This is a genomic window from Bacteroides sp. L10-4, assembly GCF_013373675.1.
GTDB classification, from domain to species: Bacteria; Bacteroidota; Bacteroidia; order Bacteroidales; family Bacteroidaceae; genus Bacteroides; species Bacteroides muris.
The window spans coordinates 1-22758 of sequence record NZ_JABXJH010000059.1; the positions used below are offsets into that span (position 1 = coordinate 1).

20 protein-coding genes and 1 pseudogene are annotated in these 22758 nt (G+C 43.0%); 3 read left to right on the forward strand and 18 right to left on the reverse strand.

The window, feature by feature from the left end:
• Positions 1 to 575: 575 nt before the first annotated feature.
• Positions 576 to 1678: pseudogene (locus HU824_RS16065) on the reverse strand (IS4 family transposase).
• Between the two features lie 198 nt (positions 1679 to 1876).
• On the opposite strand from HU824_RS16065, the gene HU824_RS16070 reads away from it, so the two are divergent.
• A complete protein-coding gene (locus HU824_RS16070) occupies positions 1877 to 5902 on the forward strand; it encodes a two-component regulator propeller domain-containing protein (RefSeq protein ID WP_176469379.1) in 4026 nt (1341 codons plus the stop codon).
• Positions 5903 to 6021: 119 nt separating this feature from the next.
• Here HU824_RS16070 and HU824_RS16075 read toward each other — a convergent pair whose 3' ends face one another.
• From HU824_RS16075 to HU824_RS16125, 11 genes are all read right to left on the reverse strand, one after another.
• On the reverse strand, positions 6022 to 7056 hold the full coding sequence (locus HU824_RS16075; protein WP_176469380.1) for a TIGR04086 family membrane protein: 1035 nt from the start codon (positions 7054 to 7056) through the stop codon (positions 6022 to 6024).
• Positions 7057 to 7499: 443 nt separating this feature from the next.
• The gene (gene lepB / locus HU824_RS16080) at positions 7500 to 8396 is read right to left on the reverse strand and encodes a signal peptidase I (RefSeq protein ID WP_016272328.1); all 897 of its coding nucleotides are present in this window, start codon (positions 8394 to 8396) and stop codon (positions 7500 to 7502) included.
• A gap of 6 nt (positions 8397 to 8402) precedes the next feature.
• The gene (locus HU824_RS16085) at positions 8403 to 9938 is read right to left on the reverse strand and encodes a transglutaminase domain-containing protein (RefSeq protein ID WP_255260544.1); all 1536 of its coding nucleotides are present in this window, start codon (positions 9936 to 9938) and stop codon (positions 8403 to 8405) included.
• Between the two features lie 24 nt (positions 9939 to 9962).
• A complete protein-coding gene (locus HU824_RS16090; protein WP_035457646.1) occupies positions 9963 to 10844 on the reverse strand; it encodes a DUF1573 domain-containing protein in 882 nt (293 codons plus the stop codon).
• Positions 10845 to 10858: 14 nt separating this feature from the next.
• The gene (locus tag HU824_RS16095; protein WP_016272325.1) at positions 10859 to 11914 is read right to left on the reverse strand and encodes a BF3164 family lipoprotein; all 1056 of its coding nucleotides are present in this window, start codon (positions 11912 to 11914) and stop codon (positions 10859 to 10861) included.
• Positions 11915 to 11992: 78 nt separating this feature from the next.
• Positions 11993 to 12241, reverse strand: coding sequence for an NVEALA domain-containing protein (locus HU824_RS16100; protein WP_035457540.1), 249 nt, complete (start codon positions 12239 to 12241; stop codon positions 11993 to 11995).
• A gap of 116 nt (positions 12242 to 12357) precedes the next feature.
• Entirely contained in the window at positions 12358 to 13206 is an 849-nt protein-coding gene (locus HU824_RS16105) for a DUF1573 domain-containing protein (protein WP_255260545.1), read from the reverse strand.
• Between the two features lie 66 nt (positions 13207 to 13272).
• The gene (locus HU824_RS16110; protein WP_176469383.1) at positions 13273 to 14319 is read right to left on the reverse strand and encodes a BF3164 family lipoprotein; all 1047 of its coding nucleotides are present in this window, start codon (positions 14317 to 14319) and stop codon (positions 13273 to 13275) included.
• A 67-nt stretch (positions 14320 to 14386) separates the two neighbouring features.
• Complete coding sequence (locus HU824_RS16115) at positions 14387 to 14632, reverse strand: NVEALA domain-containing protein (RefSeq protein ID WP_136009211.1); 246 nt, start codon at positions 14630 to 14632, stop codon at positions 14387 to 14389.
• Between the two features lie 353 nt (positions 14633 to 14985).
• Positions 14986 to 15210: an NVEALA domain-containing protein gene (locus HU824_RS16120; protein WP_136009210.1), complete on the reverse strand. Its 225-nt coding sequence runs from the start codon at positions 15208 to 15210 to the stop codon at positions 14986 to 14988.
• 153 nt (positions 15211 to 15363) lie between these two features.
• Complete coding sequence (locus HU824_RS16125; RefSeq protein WP_016272322.1) at positions 15364 to 16446, reverse strand: winged helix-turn-helix domain-containing protein; 1083 nt, start codon at positions 16444 to 16446, stop codon at positions 15364 to 15366.
• A 487-nt stretch (positions 16447 to 16933) separates the two neighbouring features.
• Here HU824_RS16125 and HU824_RS16130 point away from each other — a divergent pair, with 487 nt between their 5' ends.
• Positions 16934 to 18076, forward strand: coding sequence for an OmpA family protein (locus HU824_RS16130; protein WP_016272321.1), 1143 nt, complete (start codon positions 16934 to 16936; stop codon positions 18074 to 18076).
• Between the two features lie 126 nt (positions 18077 to 18202).
• Positions 18203 to 19426, forward strand: a complete 1224-nt coding sequence (locus tag HU824_RS16135) for an FAD-binding oxidoreductase (RefSeq protein ID WP_176469384.1) — start codon at positions 18203 to 18205, stop codon at positions 19424 to 19426.
• 124 nt (positions 19427 to 19550) lie between these two features.
• Here HU824_RS16135 and HU824_RS16140 read toward each other — a convergent pair whose 3' ends face one another.
• The 6 genes from HU824_RS16140 to HU824_RS16165 all read right to left on the reverse strand — a co-directional run bounded on the left by HU824_RS16140 (position 19551) and on the right by HU824_RS16165 (position 22233).
• Positions 19551 to 19757 (reverse strand): hypothetical protein, encoded by a 207-nt coding sequence (locus tag HU824_RS16140; protein WP_016272319.1) that lies wholly within the window; start codon positions 19755 to 19757, stop codon positions 19551 to 19553.
• A gap of 53 nt (positions 19758 to 19810) precedes the next feature.
• A complete protein-coding gene (locus HU824_RS16145; protein ID WP_176469385.1) occupies positions 19811 to 20101 on the reverse strand; it encodes a YtxH domain-containing protein in 291 nt (96 codons plus the stop codon).
• 250 nt (positions 20102 to 20351) lie between these two features.
• On the reverse strand, positions 20352 to 21284 hold the full coding sequence (locus HU824_RS16150; RefSeq protein WP_176469386.1) for a manganese catalase family protein: 933 nt from the start codon (positions 21282 to 21284) through the stop codon (positions 20352 to 20354).
• A 31-nt stretch (positions 21285 to 21315) separates the two neighbouring features.
• Positions 21316 to 21612, reverse strand: coding sequence for a hypothetical protein (locus tag HU824_RS16155; RefSeq protein ID WP_035457538.1), 297 nt, complete (start codon positions 21610 to 21612; stop codon positions 21316 to 21318).
• A gap of 36 nt (positions 21613 to 21648) precedes the next feature.
• Entirely contained in the window at positions 21649 to 21945 is a 297-nt protein-coding gene (locus HU824_RS16160; protein ID WP_016272315.1) for a YtxH domain-containing protein, read from the reverse strand.
• A gap of 30 nt (positions 21946 to 21975) precedes the next feature.
• Positions 21976 to 22233, reverse strand: coding sequence for a GlsB/YeaQ/YmgE family stress response membrane protein (locus tag HU824_RS16165; RefSeq protein ID WP_136009207.1), 258 nt, complete (start codon positions 22231 to 22233; stop codon positions 21976 to 21978).
• Between the last annotated feature and the right edge of the window lie 525 nt (positions 22234 to 22758).

The window sequence follows — 22758 nt, forward strand, 5'->3', positions numbered from 1 at the left end:
ACAAAACGAACTTACGTGACCTGTTCGATAAGACTGATTTCAACGATATCAAAGAACTCGATTATCCCCTTTTTGAAGGACTATTTGATTAATTTTTTAACTCGTCCATTTTTATTGGACACTAATGATGCAATCTCTCAAATTCTGCGTAAACAATGCGTAAACAAACGGTTTCAGTTAGGGGGATTTAGTGAGTTTCATAGAGGATAGCGAATTTTATAACTGACTGATATTCAATAAAGATTAGCGAATCGAGCTATCACGAAACATCATCTTATCGTTCTCATAATCTGGAGGTCCCTGGTTCAAGCCCAGGCTGGTCCACGAAGAAAATAAGCGTTAATTGCATGAAATCAAGCAGTTAACGCTTTTTCTTTTTATCCTTTACTATGAGTTGGGATAGGCTCAAATCAATAGAAAGTTGGCGGAACGTACAATGTTAAGTTTGATATTTTGGGGAGACACACCTAAAAACACAAAAGCCAACTAACTAGCAATAAATAAGTTGACTAATTCTATAACATTTTCCGAATATCCCTATTTAAAAGAATAAACCAAAATCTAATAAAATAAAGTTAAGTACATGACAAAAATTTGAATACATCGAACTTGGGTGTGTATGTCGGTCGAAAAAGCACGTTTGAGATTTCCTCAAGACCATACTTGACCAATGACTTCGCCCTTCGCCCATGCTTCAGAATTTTTATCGGTTTAACGTATATATCTTTATGTTCACCAACGAGATACGCCCATACAAGAGCCATGCAGACCATCGCAAACAGACGTGCGATACGCACTCTGTCACGCAGGTGGGTGTCCTCGATGTTGAAGCCCGAAGATTTCATGGCACGGAATGCCGTTTCAATCTCCCAGCGTTTTTATAGGTCGCTACTCCATCTTCAGGTCGGTTGAAACAGATCAGAATCTGAAGTTCGGGTATCCCGTCAGAGTTTTTGATTCGACTTCCTGCAAGATAGACATACTGCCCTTTATGCAAAAAGAGCTTGTAGTAGAATTTCTCCTGTCCGACTTTAAGGGAATTGAAGAGCCACCACACTCTGATTCTTTCTCCTGTGGAGGGCTTGACAACCCAAATATCCTGCCGAATACGGATATAGTATCGAATCCTGTTGTCGTTAAGCCATCCAATCCACTCCTTGCCGATGAACTCGCGGTCGGCCACAAGGCAGTCGATGCAGTCATGTCCAAAAAGTCGGATGAACCGCTCCATGATATCCTTGCGTTCTTCCCAATTGGAATTGCCCCGTTTGTTCAAAAGACTGAACAGCAATGGAAAGGCAACACCTTTGTAGGTAATGCCGAGGGTGAGTATATTGATGTTGAACTCTCCAAACTTCCAGTTGGTGCGGTCCATACTCAAAACCAAACCATTCTTAACAGGAAGCAACGAGAAGATCATCATTGCCACCAGGTCGAGGTTCAAGGCATAGTTGGCGATGAATCGTTGAATGCGGCGCAGATTGGAATCACGCTCAACCGACGTAGGCATTGCCGAAGCCAGTTTGTGAAGGCTCACAGTCTGCACCACACAAAGTGCATGCAGCATATAAGCCATAAGCTTAATGCGGGCCAGATTCATCGATTTTCCAAAATACTCTTGCATAATCGGGAGGATTTGGTTAACTTTGGCCAAGTCCTTGGAATCAGTAGTCTTCATAGAGAAAGCGGCTAACTTTTCTTTAAAGTTACTGATTTTCAGGGACTTTTGCAAATATAATCTATTGATAATTAAATGCTTAACAATAGAATTTTAATTTTTGTCATCTACTAAAAAAATAAAGTTCATCTCTCAAGTGATTATTTAACCAGTATTTCATATTTTTGCAGATAAATTTCTGAATCTTTTACGACAAACATGAAAACATTTTTGAATATTAAGAGAATTTTTCTTTTTGTTATCCTTATCATTAGTAGCACCATAAGTAGGTGTCAGATTTATAAATACATAGGATTGGAAGATGGTCTGAACAATCAAAAAATATATCATATCCAGAAAGACCGACGAGGCTATATGTGGTTTCTGACCCAAGAAGGAGTAGACCGTTATGATGGAAAACAAATCAAACACTACAACTTTTCAGATGACAACATGAAGCTGGATTCACGTATTGCCTTGAACTGGTTCTATATGGACAATGAGGATATTTTATGGGTTATCGGTCAGAAAGGGCGTATTTTCAAATACGATTCGCAGCATGATAAATTCGAACTGGTTTACATACATCCGGAGTTAATCAGAAATAAGTCACAAGCATTTCTAAATTACGGCTATTTGGATAAGAATGACAGAATCTGGTTATGTTCTAAAGATAGCATCGTATGGTATGATACTCGGACTGGAACCGCTTCACATATAGCGACACCGGTTAACAGCGAAATAACCGTCATTGAGCAAACGGACGGCAACCATTTCTTTATCGGTACGGGAAACGGACTGTTTCGTACCCAGACAGAAAGAGAAACACTGAAGCTGATACCCGACGAAGTGGCAGAAAGTATCGGTACACCTGTGCATGAGCTCTATTATCATACAGTTTCAAAACAGTTATTCATAGGAAACTATAAAGAAGGAATACTTGTGTATGACATAGGAGGAAAAGGAAACATTATCCCCTGCCAATCCCCCAATAATGTAGAGTTCAACCAGATTGTCGCTTTGAACGACCATGAGCTTCTGATTGCCACAGGTGGAAAAGGTGTATATAAGCTAGACTTGAATACATACATGAGCGAACCCTACATAACGGCCGATTACAGCAGTTATAACGGGATGAACGGAAACAACATCAATGACATTTATGTGGATGAAGAGCAACGAATTTGGCTTGCCAATTACCCTACTGGCATCACCATCCGTAACAACCGTTATGGGAGTTACGACCTGATAAAGCATTCTATTGGCAACAGCCACTCACTGGTAAACAACCAAGTTCATGATATAATGGAAGACAGTGACGGTGACCTTTGGTTTGCAACCAGCAACGGTATCAGCCTCTATCAGACTGATATAAAAGAGTGGCATTCCTTCTTCAGTTCCTTTGATTCGGTACCGGATGACGAGAATCACATTTTTTTGACGCTATGTGAAGCCTCCCCCGGCGTGATATGGGCCGGAGGATTTACATCCGACATCTACAAGATAGAAAAGAAGAAAGGATTCAAGGTAAGTTACCTTTCTCCTGCTACCATTGCAGGAATACGTCCTGACCAATATATATTCGACATCAAGAAAGATTCGGACGGCGATATCTGGTCCGGTGGATATTATCACTTGAAATGTATCAATCTAGAGACTAAAAATATACGTTTATATCCGGGAGTAAGCTCCATCACCACCATTCAGGAAAAAGATGCCCAACAAATGTGGATTGGCACACAAATGGGACTCTACCAGCTTGACAAGAAATCCGGAGATTACCGGTATGTAGACTTGCCCGTCGAATCTCCCTATATATGCGCGTTATACCAGAGAGACGATAGTATCCTATACATAGGTACCCGCGGGTCTGGACTGCTTGTATATAACCTCTACAAAGAGAAGTTCATCCATCAATATCGTACAGATAATTGTGCGCTGATTTCCAACAACATCTACACCATTATTCCCCGTCAAGACGGAAACCTGCTCATGGGGACAGAAGACGGGATTACCATTTATTCACCCAAAGGACACTTCTTCCGCAATTGGACACGGGAACAAGGATTGATGAGTGTCAACTTCAATGCCGGCTCTGCTACCACCTACGGCAAAAACTCACTTGTTTTTGGCGGCAACGACGGTGCGGTCAGGTTTCCGATAGATATACAGATACCGGAACCACATTACTCACGTCTGTTACTGCGCGATTTCATGATAGCCTACCATCCCGTTTACCCAGGCGATGACGGTTCTCCGCTGCAAAAAGATATTGACGAGACCGACCGACTGGAACTGGCCTACGAGCAAAACACTTTTTCACTGAATGTTGCCTCCATTAATTACGATTATCCTTCCAACATTCTTTTTTCATGGAAAATTGACGGTTTTCATAAAGAGTGGAGCCGTCCGAGTCAGGATAACCGGATTATTGTAAGGAATCTGCCTCCCGGCAGTTATACGTTACAGATTCGTGCCATATCCAATGAGGAAAAATACAAGACCTATGAAACAAGAAACATACAGATTGTCATAACGCCTCCGGCATGGGCCAGTGTTTGGGCTATGATTGGATATGCAATACTGCTGGTACTGGTTACGGGCATCATATTCCGTATCATAATGCTACACAAACAGAAGAAAATTTCGGATGAGAAAACGCGGTTTTTCATTAATACAGCCCACGACATACGTACTCCGCTTACATTGATAAAAGCCCCATTGGAAGAAGTTGTAGAAAACCAAATGGTAACAGAACAAGCGTTGCCGCATATGAATATGGCTCTCAAAAATGTAAACAACCTGCTCCAGCTGACAACCAACCTGATAAATTTTGAACGGATAGATGTCTACTCTTCCACCCTTTATGTTTCTGAATACGAACTGAACTCCTATATGAACAATGTTTGCGCCACATTCCGCAAATATGCCGAGATGAAACACGTCAGGTTTGTTTATGAAAGCAATTTTGACTATCTGAATGTGTGGTTTGACAGTGACAAGATGGGATCTATTTTGAAGAATATCCTATCAAATGCATTGAAGTATACACCTGAAGGTGGCAATGTATGCATTTATGCCTGCGAAGGAGAAAACTCCTGGAGTATTGAGGTGAAAGATACTGGAATCGGCATTCCCTCATGTGAACAGAAAAAATTGTTCAGAAATTATTTTCGAGGAAGTAATGTCATTAATCTGAAAGTAACAGGCAGTGGAATCGGGTTGATGCTGGTATACAAACTGGTCAGATTACATAAAGGCAAGATTCAGATTCAGAGTACCGAACATCAAGGTACTTGCGTACAGGTTACTTTCCCGAAAGGGAACAGCCATCTCCATAAAGCAAAATTCCTCTCTCCCCAAGCACCGGATAGATATTCGGAAGCTATCATGCCTCATGACACTTCAGAGCTATCGGCATCCATGGAAATATCCCAAACAAACAACTCTTTACAGCGTATTTTGATAGTGGAAGACAATGATGATTTACGCAATTATCTTGTTAACATGTTCAAAACGGGCTATAATGTTCAATCTTGTCCCAATGGAAAGGAAGCACTTGTTATAATGCGAGAATTCAATCCAGCTATTATCATATCCGACATAATGATGCCCGAGATGGGCGGAGATGAATTCTGTTCGGTTATAAAAAACGACCTTGAGATGTCTCATATTCCTATCATCTTGCTGACCGCGCTAGGGGATGAAAAGAATATGCTCGAAGGGCTGGAAATCAGAGCAGATGCCTACATCACTAAACCCTTCAGTGTGGGAATACTCAAGGCAACGGTTAAGAACATACTTGCAAATCGTGCTTTACTCCGTCAGGTTTATAACAGCATCGAAGATAAAGAACAAAATCTTCCAACCAATTGCACCAATAACCTGGACTGGAAATTCATAGCCTCTGTCAAAGAATGTATAAAGAACAATATGGAAAATGCGGACTTCAATGTGGACATGCTCAGCAGCCTGCATCACATGAGTCGTACAAGCTTCTTCAATAAATTAAAAGCATTGACCGGTTATGCTCCAGCCGATTATATCCGGATGATACGTTTGCAACACGCCGCACAATTATTGAAACAAAACAAATATACAATAACAGAGATTGCCGACATGGTTGGATTTTCGGATGCAAAATACTTCCGCGAAGTATTCAAGAAATATTATAATGTAAGTCCAAGCAAATTCAACAAACAACAGGAAGAACCCGTTGATGGAACCAATTCATCGCCGCAGTAGAGCGGCACAATGATATGATGTGCCGGCAACTTACTGAAATCAGAGCAAAATTTTGCAGGTTGCCACGGCCCGTTTTCCTTGATTCCGTCAAGGGGTTCAACTACTGACTCGTATGATTATCAGATATCTACCCTCTCCTGTGTTTTTCTGCCACCATAAGCACCGGCAACGCAGCACAATACGGCTCCCAGCAAAATAGCGAAAAACGAAATCAAAGCCGAGCGGGCTGCGGCATCTGTTGCCTTATCGGCAGCCACCAATGTCTTATGCTTAATCTCTTCCCATTCCTGTGCGGCTTCCTGTAGATTTGCCTGCAATTTGCCAATCTGTTCTTTAGCTTCCTTGCGTGCATCTTCCAACAAGTTCATATATTGTTCTATCGCCTTGTCCGCTTCCGCTTTGGACATATCGGTATTGTTGGCCATGGCTTTGGCCAAGTCGTTCCGGTCAATACTTTTGCCTAAATCCTCCACACGCTGTTCCAGGCGGTCTAGAAAACCGGCAATCGTTTTATCCGCTTCCTGCGGAGAACGGGCAATTTTTTTCACGGACTTGGTCAAGTCATCCTTCACAACTGCCAGCTGTTTCTGCAAATAATCCGGCTGAAGTTCGGGCACATCGCTCTTTACCAATGCAGTACGGATATTCTGAGATATGTTTCCTTCTTTCATGGAGGCGTTAAAATCTATCTTGCCGAACAGTTCCTCCGCTTCCTCAGACAATACGGAAACCCCGTTGCCCACAACGCTGCCTGCTCCCGACAAAACGCTGCCCGTAACGGACGAAACCGCTCCGAGTGCATTTGCCGTCACTTTTGCAGCACCGGCAGCCAGGAAGATTCCCAGTACCACGGCAACAATCAGAGTAGTAGCCCAAACCAAAAAGCCATGGATAATTCCATCCATACCGGCCAGTTTTCCGGCAACAAAGCCACCCGCCGCCATACCGACAATCAGAATGACTGCAGAACCAATCCCCACAGCAGTGCCTATGCCCGCAGCAGGATGATCGGACAACGGGTCAAACATAAACAATCCGATACTCGAATTCAGGATAGACAATAAAACAGAGATTGCCAATACAGTCATGACACCTCCCAAAACACTACCCCAGGACACTCTGCCCTTCAATTCCGCTAAACTTAATCTTTTCATAATCGCTAGGTTTTAGTTAATACTATATTCAATATTCAGAGAAAAGAACAGTGTTGAAAGAGTTTTTGTTTGATTATCACCTGTCGGCATCATGAATATTTGTATAAAAAAACATAAATGGAGGTTCTTTACAAGGGTCAGAGAAATTATCACTTCGCGCCTTCAGGAGTTAACGAAGCTAGAGCCGACACTCTTTCGTATGTATTCACAGAAGTATCGGCTTTTCCGGTGAGACCGGTTTTAGCTGATAGCGCAACTGACTATGATTCAACAGACAAGCACTGCAAAGATGATGCAAGCAAATTACAGCGATACTGCAACCCTATTTGCAGCAGCAGTGCAACAAGTTTGCAGCAGCAGTGCAACAAGCTTGCAGCAGCAGTGCAACAAGCTTGCAGTAGCAGTGCAACAAGCTTGCAGTAACCATGCAGTCAGTTATCCATTTATTCTATCCTCTTTCCAGTCCGGTTCCATCTCACGGCGCCGGTGGCCATGTCTTCCGACTTCCATATCATCACCGCACGTCCCACGATAAAAGGCTCGGGAAGCAGCCCCCAGTAACGGGAGTCCTGCGAGTTCTCCGCCTTGTCGCCCGCCACGAAGTAGTAGTTCTCCAGGAAGCGGTATTCCCGTATCAGGCTGTCGCCCAGATAGGCGCGGCCGTCCGCATCCATGCGCAATTTCTTTTTCTGCTCCCAGCCCACAGGTTGCCGGTAGAGCAACCACGACGCGGAATCCATCTCCACCACCTGCCCCTTGGCGGGAACAGGCAGCGGCCCGAACTCCTTCACCGTCCAGCCCCAATCCTTGTTCCAGGGGAAGGTCTCCATCTGCACGCCCGCGACGCCGCTGTCGGGCAACAGGGCCATCGCTTCCTGGGAAGGCAAGTAGCCCACGTTCCCCTCATGGCCGGCTATCCGGTAGCGCCCGTTTCTTATCTCCAGCGTGTCGCCCGGCACCGCCACGCAACGCTTCACGTAGTAGCGCATCACGTCAAAGGCAATACTGTCCCAACTGCCCGGCCGATAGGGGAAGTTGAATACCAACACGTCGTCCCTCCGGTACCTCCTCCAGCCCGGCACACGGTATATCTCCACATCCTTCCCCTCCAAGGCGCCGGAGAGGTCGAACAGGCGCGCGCCGCCCGAACACTTGTCCACCAAGATATAGTCGCCAGGCAACAGGGCGGGCGACATCGAGTCGCTGGGAATCCTGAAGGAGACCACGGCAAACACATGCAATACACAATAGCCCGCGGCAAGCAGGCAAAGGTAAAAAGCGGCGTTCGTCAGCCTGCCAAGCCACCTTACCATAATCCTCTTCGTTTCCTTCCCGTCCATCCTTTCCTACCTTATCAGGTCCATGGTTATCACACTGTCGTTTTCCAGATAGAACACACGCTGGTTGACGATGCGGTCGGGCACGGTGAACCACAGCAGCGCATTCTCCGGGATATTCGTATAGCTCTGGGTGGAATCGGCGGTGCTGTCGTATTCCAGCGGGGAAAACGAAGCCGACTCCGCATCCCAGTAGTGGAGCGTGTACGGACGCTTGAGCAGCCTTTTCCGTTTCGGGAACGTGAACGCCCGTGTCTGGTCCGTACGGGGGATGAACTTGCGTACATGCCCGCTCGCATCCGCATGGAACGGGGCGGTAAGGAAGCGGAGCCGCCCGCCCGAGGGAGAATCCGCCACGATGAAGATGTTGTCGCATCCCACCCGGTGAAACTGACAGACCGTATCGGTGCGGCATCCCATGGCAATGGGCTCCCACCGGTAATAATTGTAGGCGCAAAGATAGACCCGGCCCGATGCATGCACGAACTCCCGGATGCGGTCGGTCGACACGCGGACATCGACGGGACGTTCGAGGTACTCCGGGCTGACGTCCTCCAGCAAGGGACTTTTCAGCCAGGTGGCATAGCCGTCGTCCGCGCCTTCCTCTCTGCCGGGCACGGAACAGAGGCCGAAATGGGAGCGGTATACCTTGGCGGGCCGCAAATTTCCCCGGCCGTTCAATACCGGCAGATACTCACCCGGTAACTGCTCTCCGGGAGCAAAGCTGTGGAAACGTCCGTCCTGCCACACGGCTCCCCAGTTGTGCCCCCAGTCCATGCGCGTCCAGAGGGTCTTGTCCAAGGCCACAGGGATGCCCACGGCACGCATGACGAACAGGCCCAAATCGCACAAGCCTTCGCACCGGGCACCTCCCCAGGCATACGTCTCCTCTATCGTAGGATAGAAAGGGGGGGAGTTCTTTTTATACTTCATCAAGGTTTCCAGCCTCGCGTTCAGCAGCGAGCAAGCTTCCAACGGAGTGGAGACTCCGGCAGAGTCGAGCAAGGGGGTGAACCTGTCCATCATCTCCTTCCTGAGGCCCGAAGGGTATTCACGGCTGGTGCGGTACGGCAGTATATACCGGCAGAAGACAGCAAAAGGCACCCGCCTCGCCCAGGGCTTCATCCACGCCTCGAAAGCGAGGTCGATGTTCCGTACCAGGAAAGCACTGTCCAGCGTCTGGATATCCTTGTAGCGGTGGCGTTCCACCATACGCCCCGCCCTTGCCAGCGAGTCGAGGTGCGCCTTGCCAGCCTCCTCCGTGGAGAAGTCCGTCAGCTGCGGGCGGTGTCTCCCATCGCCGGGCAGCGCGTAAAACTCCTCCTCGTAGAAGTGGTAGGGCATGTTCTCTATCAGGAAACGGGCGGCAGCGAGTTTCAGGCTGTCGTCCTTATAGTGCCACAGCACATGCTCCAGTTCCTGCCGGTTCTCACCGGCAAGCGCCAAGGAACGCTCCAGCGCGACATCCCGGCGGCAAGACGGGAAAAGCAGGAGCATCAGGCATCCGCATAACGGGAAGCACCGGAATATTTTACTCGGGGGCATTCGCATGATTACTCTTTCTATTTGTTATTTGGCATCCCCGCTAATCTTCAATGTCAACGGAGAATTGTCCGTATTGCAGTACAAGGTGATTGTCTTGTCGAAGTGTTCGGGGCGTTCGGCCTTATAAACCACCTCCAGGGTGGTTGCACCGCCCGGCTGCAAAGGCTCTTTGGAATAAGCCACGGTGGTGCAACCGCAAGAGGTGGTGACGTCCTGTATAACCAAAGGCTTGTCGCCCGTATTCTTCAAGGTGAAAGCTGACTTTTGCTCCTCCTGCCAGTCGAAGCTCCCCATCGAAACAGAACTACGGTCTATACTCACTTTGGTAATTATATGCTTACTCTTATTCTCCCGTCCTAGCTGTTTACCTTGGATAATATTCAGGTAGAGTTCTTTCACTTGGGGGTTATAAATAGGATTACCAATAGAAACAACTTTATTATCTTTATCAAGTAAAAAAGTTTGGAAAGACATATTAGACGATAAATGATTCAATTTATTAAATGAATCATTTATATCAATCCATACAGGATGTTTAAAGGCATTAACTTTCAATATATTAATTATTTCTTGCACATTCTTAGGATGAAAGATAAAATTCAAATTAACTTTCTTTTTTGAGATAGAATCTACTTCTTGCATAAAGATATTCCATCTGTTAAGTTGCAATTTACAACTTGTACACCCAATAGAATCAACATAACTAACTATTGTATAAGAATATTCTTCCAAAAATGCATTATCTAATGTATCAACACCTTGTATAGTAAATATAGTTGAATTCGGATACAATAGTTCCTTACCAATCCATTGTTCTATAGCAGAAACGACTTGTCTTTTCTTCTCTAAATTACTACAACTCGATAATAACATGAAAGGCACAAATAGGATAAAAAGAAATCTCATCATACATCAATATATCAATATGAAAATGTAAGAATATGATAATCTGGAGAATTACTGATACCATATATTTTCCTCATTTTCTCATTTACAGTAAAAGCAAGTACTCCCTTGTCTAATTTAAATATTTTCCGTGGAGTTCCATCCCAGCCAAAAACAAATATTTGTTCTGCCAAAATATTATACCCGTCTTCATCCTCTGATTTTCCACTAAATAATACCCAGAATTCATCTCCTACATGGACTGGAGAAAAATAAGCATCTCTTGTTTCACCTTTTACCCGTGAACTGGAATTCACTTTTCCATCATTGAACTCTTCAAAATGAGATGCAAAATATCGAGGCCCATGAATTCTATTGAGCAAATTTCCCTCTCTGTCATAAATATCAATCAGGTCAGTCCAATTATAACAAACAGCAATCCGATCCTGTTGATTTGTCGTAAATGAAAAAGAATACACATTCTTTTTTTCCACATCTGTTATTTCCCAATTTGCCTCTGGATAACGTCCTATTGAATCTACTACCTCTCCTTCGCTATTAAACTCATAAAATAGAAATGATGTATTCCGAGAGACATCGCCTATAAGCCTATCCTTTAATAACCTTACCTCACCGGAAATCGGTTTTTGTAATGAAATAAATTTCGTATACTGAAGTTCACCTGATTTGAAAAAATCTTCCATACTATATTCTAAAACTGTAGATTTTATCAAATCAGATATCAAGATTTTAGAATCATCATTGCCCACAATACGAGGAAGCAACATTTCTCCCGGCCCTTGCCCAACTGATATATGTTCTGCTACTTTCTTTTCTGTATTCACATTGAATACAAGTATTCTTTTATCACTCCTCTTATTTATCGTAATCAACATGCTATCATAAGCACACAAATGCGTAGGTGCTAAAAACAAACTATCAAATCCGGCAATCGTTTCCGCTTTTAACTCTATTATTTCTTTAAAATCATCATAGTCAACAAGGGTAGCATCTGAATATATTTTTTCATTTTGCTTACAAGACATTAGTAATAATCCTAAAGACAAAAGGCATAAAAAAAATTTTTTCATAACATTATATCTTTTCATAATGGAAAAGAGGCATAAATACATTCAAATAATAAATTCATGCCTCTTCACCTTCAACTCTTATTTTCCACGAGAATTATCACAAGTTATTCCTTGTACTTCTCCTGCATACCTAATAATACAAGTACATCGATCATCAGGCGTACAATAAGTATCACAATCCGAAGATCCACCCTCACCACTCGCCAACGCTTCCACATTAGCCAGCATCAAATCCGACATTGTATCAACTTTCTGATTCGTATAAATACCATATCCTGCAATCGCAGCAAATGCAGCAACAAAAGCTACTCTCATTATTTTTTTCATAATTCTTACTTTTTAGTTTTAAGTATTGTAATTCTTATCTGTTTCCGTATCTATCCTTTCAACGGAAAAGCAAACATGTTGCTTGTTCAATTTAAATCGTTATCTTTCTTTTCATATCATTTCGCATCCCCGCTAATCTTCAATGTCAACGGAGAATTGTCCGTATTGCAGTACAAGGTGATTGTCTTGTCGAAGTGTTCGGGGCGTTTGGCCTTATAAACCACCTCCAGGGTGGTTGCACCGCCCGGCTGCAAAGGCTCTTTGGAATAAGCCACGGTGGTGCAACCGCAAGAGGTGGTGACGTCCTGTATAACCAAAGGCTTGTCGCCCGTATTCTTCAAGGTGAAAGCTGACTTTTGCTCCTCCTGCCAGTCGAAGCTCCCCATCGAAACAGAACTACGGTCTATACTCACTTTGGTAATTATATGCATGCTTTTATCTTCTTGTTCCATTTGTTTACCTTGGATAATATTTAGATAGAGTTCCTTCACTTGGGGATTATGGATGGGATTGCCGATAGCAAGAACTTTATTATTTTCATCTAATAGAAAAGTTTGGAAAGTCATATCTGAAGGGAAATGGTTCAATTGATTCAACCTGTTTTTATCATCAATGCAAACAGGATGAAAGAAATTCTCAAATCTCAATGTCTCCAAAAACTTTTTTCTCTTTTCAGGAGAGAAGAAAAATAAAAATTTCACAGAACCCATACTTTCACCATCCACTTCCTCCATCCATATTTTCCATTTACCCAATTGCAATTTACAACTTATACAACCTATAGAATCAACGTAAGTAAGAATTTTATATTTCCCCGATATTGAAAAATCTACAGTATCTTTACCTTTTACACTAAATATCAATTCATCAGGAAACTTAATTTCTTTTTGGCTCCATACTTGCAATAATTCTTTTATATTCTCTTTTTTATTTCCACAAGAAAACAGAAAAAGAGGAAGAAACATACATACTAAACATCTAAAATTCATGTCAACAAATCAGGTATAAATTCCAAATTCAGCCTAATCTTTTCAATATGAATACTCCACAATATGATTGTCCGGAGAATTACCGACACCATAGATTTTATGCTTTCTCTTATCTACACAAAATGTAAATATTGCATCGTCAAGAATATACACATTTTTCGGATTCCCATCCCATGAGAACGAAAACAACTTTTTACAACACGAATCATGCCCCTTTTCGTCCACATATCTTCCATTATACAGTACAAACAACTGGCTTCCGGCACTTCTCGGTGCAAAATAAGAATCTCTATTTTTACCTTTTACCGGATAAGACGTTACCCCATCTGCATCATGTTCCTCCTTGAAATAAGAGAAAAAATGTTCAGGTCCATGCATACTATTCTTTAAAACCCCGACAGAATCATATATTTCAATCAAATCTGTCATATAATAGCAGATGGCTACCCTGTCTGACCCATTAGTAGCAAATCCCATATAATACGCATCTGTCCTTTCCATATCAGAATAATCTATAGTTGAACGCGGGAAATCTACCATTTCACCAATCTTCTTCCCTTCCTTATCAAAAACATACAATTGACGCTCCTTAAAATAAGGATATCCTATAAATTTATCACCAAGAATCTGTGCCCCCGAATTTATGCTTTCTGCCAACTTTATTTTAGATATCGGTTGAGAATTTGCATTTTCTATAAAATCAATCAGGTCATAATTATAAATTGTAGAAGTCGCCATATCAATTATCTGTATACTTTCCCCATCATTATCTATAAATGAAGGCATCAGCATTTCATTCGGTCCTTGCCCTTTCGTCAAACGCCCACCAATTTTCTTTTTTGTATTCAGATTATATATATTACATAAACTTTCGCCTCCATATTCCAATGTTATCAGAATTGAATCATAAACCTGCAATCCGATTGGATTCATAATCAAATCATCAAATTCTAATGTTTTACCTTTCAACTCTATTTCAGCCTCAAAATCATTAAAATTAAAAGATTGAGCATCCAAGTATCTTTCTTTTTGTGAACAAGAAAATAATATGCTAGTTCCCAATAATAACAATAAAATTCTATCCTTCATATTTTTACATTTTTTAAAACAAGTATTGGCAAATAAATTGCCAATACTTATTCTTCTATCTATCTTATTATTTATTTTTTCTATATTGAGTACAAACAGACGTTACTCCTCCAAGGATTCTTGTACATTGCCAATTTGTGCAGGGGTAGCATACTTCTTCACATGAACCACCTGAACTCTCACCACTCGCCAACGCTTCCACATTAGCCAGCATCAAATCCGACATTGTATCAACTTTCTGATTCGTATAAATACCATATCCTGCAATCGCAGCAAATGCAGCAACAAAAGCTACTCTCATTATTTTTTTCATAATTCTTACTTTTTAGTTTTAAGTATTGTAATTCTTATCTGTTTCCGTATCTATCCTTTCAACGGAAAAGCAAACATGTTGCTTGTTCAATTTAAATTGTTATCTTTGCCGAAACCTCCTTTCCAGGGTGGGTTACGGAACGGGCGGTACGCAATGGACCAACAAAACGTTAGCCGTCCGCTCCTCTTCATCCCTTTTTATATTTTCTTTTATTCATTGTATCTGATATTCTATAAGCGGCTCATCCTTCGAATATTTTCCACAGAAAGCATCTCATCGGATGCCTTGTCATGCAAATCGAGCACCACCGCTCTGTCTTCCCTGCACCCGGATGTGGAAAGGATGTCGCATAGTCAACGATATTGAACTAAATAGACTTTCACATGATCTATGGGACAATCCACAGAACCACTTCCAATACAATTTATAAGTTCCGCTTCTTCACCCGATGCCAAAGCCTCTATATTCTCAAGCATCAGACTGTCCAACTTTTCATGTTCAGCACCTAATTGAAAGGAAGCGACTACAGCCGCCGAAAACAAAACTGTAAATAGAATTTTCTTTTTCATTTTTTCCATGTTTATTGATTGAATGATAGAGCAAAGTTAATGGAAAAGAAAAACTCCATCCAAATTTTCAACCTGACAAAAACTGATAATCAAACAAAAAGTTGAAAATGTCAGATTTTGTCAGATTTTGTCAGATTTTGTCAGATTTTGTCAGAACACCATTCAGGCAGGATATTCCTTGATGGAACGATGGATTTTTAAGTGATAGACGAACTTTTCACCTTCAACCGTACAAATGGAAATCTTTGACAAATAATTACGCAATCTTTTTATATTCTGATACAATTTATCCTGAGTACCGCTACCATCCGGCCACAATAAATGCAGAATTTCATCATTAGACAACGTATAATTTTCCGCATCCAGGAAGCCTTGCAGCAATCGGGCAAGCAATGGCGCCAACTTTACGACATCATCTCCCTTCTTCAACAACCGGGAATCGGCATCAAAGTACACACCTTCTTCCAACCGATAAGTATGTGGACGGCTCTCGCGACCAACAACCACAGGAACTTCCTTTTCTATCACGATGTGCTTTTCCTTAACAAAAAGACGATAATAAACCCTATACACATACCCCCGCATAAAGAACAAGAGAATACAAGAAACAATCAAGGCAACCATCAAAGCCATCTCCTTCCAGGAAAGAACCGTCCACCAAGGATGATAAAGGTATCCGGTCACCCCAACCTCACATCTGCATCCTATATAATAAACGGACAGACTATCCGATTTGGACAGATAAGAAGAATCGGCAGAATAAGTATAAGACTCGCGTTCCTGCCAGTCTGACACGGAAATGCGTACGACCGTTGTTCCGGAAAATCCCATTGCAGCCAACCGATTCTTCCAAAACATATTCAACGAATCGGCATTCGGAGGAGATACATGCAGAAGATAAGAGCATATTCCTCTTAATTCAAAAGCCTGTTCTATATTCCGAGAGTATTTCTCATACGGAATCCAATAGTCTCTTTTGCCGTATTCGCTTTCTAACGACACTTTTATCGGTTTCTTCTCCATGCCAACGGAATCATCCGGCAACCGCACATTCCCCGACATACTGCGATGCACATCAATCTCCTTCCACTTCTGCAACCCCTCTTGCAAAGCCACGGGAAAAACACTACGCGCCTGCATCTGCCAAAACTTCAGCCGGTGTTTGTACAGAAAACAACCGGCGACCCCTGCCGCCACAATACCTATGAATGCGTACATCAATAGCAGTTTCCAATCTTTCTTCATCGTCGATTTATGTGTAATTCATTATAACAGACCGAAAAGAAAATCAAAAAAAGCGGAATAGAAAAACTTTTCAAGCAAAAATTAAGAAATTGTTTTGAAGAAATCCTTGTTGTTTTATGATTCATAGGTATTTGTTGTTTGACCTACCACCTCCCCCTACGGGGACTCCTCCTTCCAGAAGGAGGAGAATCCAAACAAATTTATCGAGTAAAATCAAAACAGTTTCTAAACAAGCAGCCGGTACTTGTTGTTTTATATACATGAAATGTTTTCGAACTTCAATGCAGTTTTTGGGAACTATTCAAATCATTAAATAGATGTTAAATTCATTTCAGTCGCTCGAACTATCTTTTTTGACGAACTGTTTTTTAGATGACATCGAGCAACAAAGTTATTTATCACTTTGTGTACAATCACAACTACACAAATGACAATATACCGCGTGTGACATATATTTTATTGTATTACCATTAATTTATTTTTAATTATGAAAAAATCTATCTTTGTTTTAGCACTCAGCATGGGAACCCTTGCCATGCACGCGCAAAATGACCGTACAGCCCTTGAAGGAACACGCCCTGGCGATAACTGGTCTATTGAACTGAAAACCGGTGCCGTAACACCTCTTACCCACAGTGCCTTCTTTAAAAATGCCCGACCGGCCTTCGGATTCGGGATAGGCAAACAACTTACTCCCATCTTCGGCCTGGGCATTCAAGGCATGGGATATGTAAACACCTCGGCCAGCAAAACCGCTTTCGACGCCTCCGAAGTAAGCTTGCTCGGAAAAGTCAATCTGATGAATCTGTTTGGAGGATACACCGGAGAACCACGCGTCTTCGAAATCGAAACAGTGTCGGGCATCGGCTGGCTGCATTACTACCAGAATGGCCCTGGTGATACGAACTCCTGGTCCACACGCCTCGGCCTGAACCTGAACTTCAATCTGGGTGAAGAGAAAGCATGGACACTGGGCATCAAACCGGCCATCGTATATGACATGCAGGGAGACTTCAGCAGAGCCAAAAGCCGTTTCAACGCCAACAACGCCAGCTTCGAACTGACCGCCGGACTGACTTACCACTTCATGAGCAGCAACGGCAGACACCATTTTACCAATGCACGCCCCTATGACGCCATGGAAGTAGCCGAACTGAATGATGCAGTCAACGGCCTGCGGTCACAATTGAATGACAAGGACATGCAGCTGGACAATGCCATGCAGCAAGCAAGCAACCTGCAAAAAGAGCTGGCCGACTGCAGAAGCCAAGCCGCCAACGTGGAAACCGTGGTGAAGAACAACCGCATTCCGGAATCCATCGTTACCTTCAGACAAGGGAAGTCGGCAGTCGACGCCTCTCAGCTGCCTAACGTAGAGCGCGTGGCCACTTACATGAAGAAACATCCTGAAGCCAAAGTCATCATCAAAGGGTATGCTTCTCCCGAAGGCAACCTTGCCTTCAACGAGAAACTGGCGAAAGCACGTGCCGAAGCCGTGAAGAACATACTTGTAAGAAAATACAAGATCGATGACACCCGCATTGCCTCCGAAGGCCAGGGAATCGGCGACATGTTCTCCGAACCGGACTGGAACCGCGTCAGCATCTGTACCATCGAAGAAGGCAAATAACCTCCTTTTGCAAACGGATGCCCGATTCCGAACGAGATAAATGACTTTTCTTAATCCCCCTCATTTTCTTTCCGCTTTTAGCGATAGAAAGAAAGTGAGGGGGAAATTAATAAAACAGATTACATTATGGACTTACACTCAGGATTACCCTATTGGATTATCAGAAATTCCTTATTAGACTATTTCCACCCTTTGGAGGAGGATTTTTCAACAGATGTGGCCATTATAGGTTCCGGCATAACAGGAGCCTTGATGGCACACGAATTGTGTCATGCCGGAATAGAATGCTGCGTGATTGACAAGCGCAGCATCGCAACCGGAAGCTCCGCAGCCAGTACCGCTTTGCTACAATATGAAATAGACGTTCCACTTTGCCGGATGGCAGCAATGATTGGCGAAAAAAATGCTGTAACAGCTTACCGGGCATGCCTGCAATCCATCACTGATATTAAAAAAGTATTGGAAGAAACGGGTGTCAATGCCGGCTATGAGCAACTTCCCAGCCTCTTTTACGCCAGTAGCCCGGCAGACAACAAGCTACTGAAACAAGAATATGAGATACGGGAAAAGCATAAATTACCGGTCACTCTACTCAAGCAAAAAGAGGTCAGAGAACAATATCACGTGGAAGTATCCGGCAATGCCCTTGTAAACGAATCTTCCGCACAGATGGATGCCTACAGAGCCGCAACCGGACTGCTGGCTCACAATATGAAGGAAAACGGACTGAATGTCTTCACCCATACCGATATCAAGGAATACAAGGAAACGCCTGACGGCTGCATCATGACAACAGACAAAGGACATAAAATCAGATGCGGATATATAATCGTAGCCGCCGGATTTGAAGCCGGGCAATTTCTTCCGCAGGAAATCATGGAACTGACTTCTACCTATGCACTCATATCACATCCGGTAGCTCCGGAACACCTATGGCCGACACATTGCCTGATTTGGGAAACGGCCGACCCGTATCTATATATCCGCACCACCGACGGAAACCGGATTATCATAGGTGGCGAAGATGAAAAGTTCAGTGCTCCGCAGCGCCGTGATTCGCTACTCAGAAAGAAAACCCGTATCCTGGAGAAGAAATTCGGAAAACTGTTACCTGACATACCTTTCAAAACGGAAATGGCATGGTGCGGCACATTCAGCACTACCAAAGACGGATTGCCTTTCATCGGCAACTGGCCCGGCAAAGAGCGACTGTTCTTCGACCTGGGATATGGTGGAAACGGAATCACTTTCAGCATGATCGGAGCACAAATAATCTGCAATCAGCTGCAAGGCATCAAGGATGAACGCAGCCGGGTCTTCGGTTACGAAAGAATCGGGAAATACTGGTAAGGGCACACCTTAACGCCCATTCTCCCATACAAATATCCCAAAACAAAAACGAATCGGCCACTACTGCCAACCAACGCATTTTTGTTTTGGGATATTCCAGTCAACATAAACGGCTATACAGCCATCAATACCTTTCGAAGCCAACGCCCAGCCACTGTGGCATACGGGGTTTGCCGTAAAAGTAATAGAACAGCAGTCCCACCCAACTGGTGAGAAGCACCAGGACAATGGCTATCAGCTTTCTTTCTGCCGGCGCATGAATACGCCATATTTCGAGAGCTGCTCTGATAGTCAGTACCAATCCTACAATCCATATTACAAATCCAACCATAATATACTTATATACAAAAAATTACTACCGACATAACAATACATTCCAAAGAATCAGTCAAGCTTCTTCTCAACTTCCTTTTTCACGTCATTATATCCTTCCTTTATCTCCTTCTTGGCCTTTTCAGCACCTTGTCTGACATCTTTCTTCGCATCTTTCCAAGCGTCCTTTACAGCATCGGCGCCATCCTGAACTTTATCAGACACCTTGTCAGCTGCATTATTGACATCACTTTTAACTTTTTCTACTTGATATTCCACTTTTTTCTGCTCTTTCTTGTCACGACAAGACGTGAAAGACACTACCAGTGTCAATACCAAAATTGCAAACAATAACTTTTTCATACTCATCAAAATTTAATTATTTTAAGACTGTCCGGGAATGTAGTTCCCGGACAGTCTGTACAAACTTTAAGGTTTCAAACTCTTACTTCTTCTCTGCCTTTTTGCATGAAGTTGAAGACTTACACTCTTTGGCCTGAACACTCTTCTTCGTGTTCTTTACCTCTTCCTGTTTCTTTTCATTTTTCTTGTTCATAATTAAATGGTTTATGGTTAATAATCACAGCGGTTATAAACCGATGTTTCTTTCAATTCACTGATATTTGCACCAAGATGCCTTCTCCTCCGGAGTAGCCGACAGAACCTGCCCACTACGCTCTTTAGACAAATGTGCTTCTTTCTTGGCAATATTCTTTTCCGAACGGTCCGTGCCTTCCGGTTTTCTGTCCAGCAATCCGTTGGTACTCCTCACTTCTTCAAGCGGCTTTTCTATATATTGCCACTGCTCTTTCAGTTGCGTACTCTCGCCCTCATTCCAAGGTCCGCGGGCGTCTTCTCCTTTCGACAAATCGAAATACAGGTTGCTATATCTGGGGGAGGTTTGAAATACTCCCGGTGGGAAATTGGGCTGGATTGTTGCCAAAGCCGCCTCAAACTGCTGGTAGTGCGTCACCTCACGGGCCATAAGGAATCCGAGCGTTTCCTTTACCAAAGGGTCGTCTGTCAGCTGAAGAAGGTTTTCGTAACCTATCTTAGCACGAGCCTCTCCTGCCATATTGGAACGCAAATCCACTGTAAGTTCGGCTGTAGCAGATACGTAGGTAGCACACCAGGGGTTTCCGTTACTATCTGTCAAAGCCGGACTGCCGGGAGCACCTACCAGGAACTGCGGATTGGTGAATGCTTGATGAATTAACTCTTCTTTGGCTGATTTACCACTCATCATTGTATGAAGCGGCGTATCTTCAAGAGCATTCTTCATTTCTCCGTTTACCTTTCCCAGAAGCATCTGGATAGTGGCTCCCACAATTTCCAGATGGCCGAATTCTTCAGTAGCGATATCCATCAGCATGTCATACTTATCCGGAAATGGATTATGGCAACTGAAAGCCTGCACAAAATACTGCAAAGCAGATTTCAATTCTCCGTTCGCTCCACCGAATGCCTCGAGCATTACACGTGCAAAACGTGGATCGGGTCTTGATACCCGGGCATTGAACTGCAAATCTTTTACATGATAAAACATAATCTTTTCAATTTGGAGTTAAAATTTAGGTTCATTCGGGTGTGCTTTCCGCACACCCGCCGAGCTTGTACAACTCAAACTCATACTTCCTTATGTAAGGACAATCCGCATCACATAGCTTCTTCCGCTTCAGACTGCTTCCGATAGACGGCATGCATCTGTTGCCAAACAGCCTGCTGCAACATAGCCGATATGCTTCGAGGGCTTTCTTTTTTTCCTCGCTACATCCTTTGAGGTATGCTAACCGGGATATCCGATACAGTTTTTCATAACTTCTCTTCCTACCGTCAGCGTACAACTGATATTTCAGACTTTCTTCCCATTTCATAAGCGTATGAGTAGTCTACAAGTTACTTGTTCAGGTTCATTTCTTTACCTCGGAAGCCATTGTATGCACTTTGCCTTTAAATTCATCCGCTTTCCCGGCAAATTCGGAAGCTTTGTCAGCCACCTTGTCCACTACGGCTTTTCCGGTATCCGCCACTTTTTCCCCGGCTTCATCCAGCATGTCCTCTGCCTGACCGGTTATCTTATGAAAGGCGTCACATACTTTTTCCTTCAACTTCTTGGCTTTCGAAGTGCGTGAGAAACGATAAGCAAGAGCACCGATGACCGAACCTACTCCCAGGCCGATCCATAAACTAGAATTTCTATTTTCCATAATTAAGTTGGTTTTAAATGGTTAAAACAATTAAATTTCAATTCTTTTTCTGTTATTAAACAACGAAACAATCCACAGCAATACAACAGCTCCTACAGTTGAAGTTATCAAGCTACCCAGCAGGCCCGTCGTTGCTATTCCCAGCAAACCGAACACCCACCCGCCTAAAACGCCACCAACGACGCCCACTAACAGATTGACAAGGAGACCGAAACCACCGCCTCGCATTAGTTTACCGGCAATGAATCCGGCAACAATTCCAATAATAATGTACCACAGAAAATACATAGGCTGATTTTTTTAAGTTACACATTCAATTTTGAGATTTACATGTAAATATGAATAGATATATCATTCCTTGACTTCAAATAGAAAGAAAAAACCTTCAGTCCTTCATATTGCTATCATTTTACCTGTCTGCAGTTACTTGAAAACAAACATGCTATTGCTCCAATAACAGAACTGATTATTAATCTGACGCGCAAATCAAAACTTAGACTTTTCATGACTATCGATTTTAATAACAAACAAACTTAACATCTTATATTTATTAAGCAACTATTCTTAAATCAGTTGGATGTAACCGATTTTATCCTTCGTTATGTACTGAAGAAACACAGCATTCAAAAAAATAGTTCGAGACATAAACATGAAATTAACATCATTTTCTTGCTTTATAAAAAAATGTAACTATTCAGCGAGAACAAAGGATACGAAGAATTAGCCCGTCAGTTTAGACGAGCGCCAATATAGCTTTAAGAGGGGATTGTCCGTTTTTCCAGGCCGTGTCAGCGATAGAATGTAAAGCGTGGA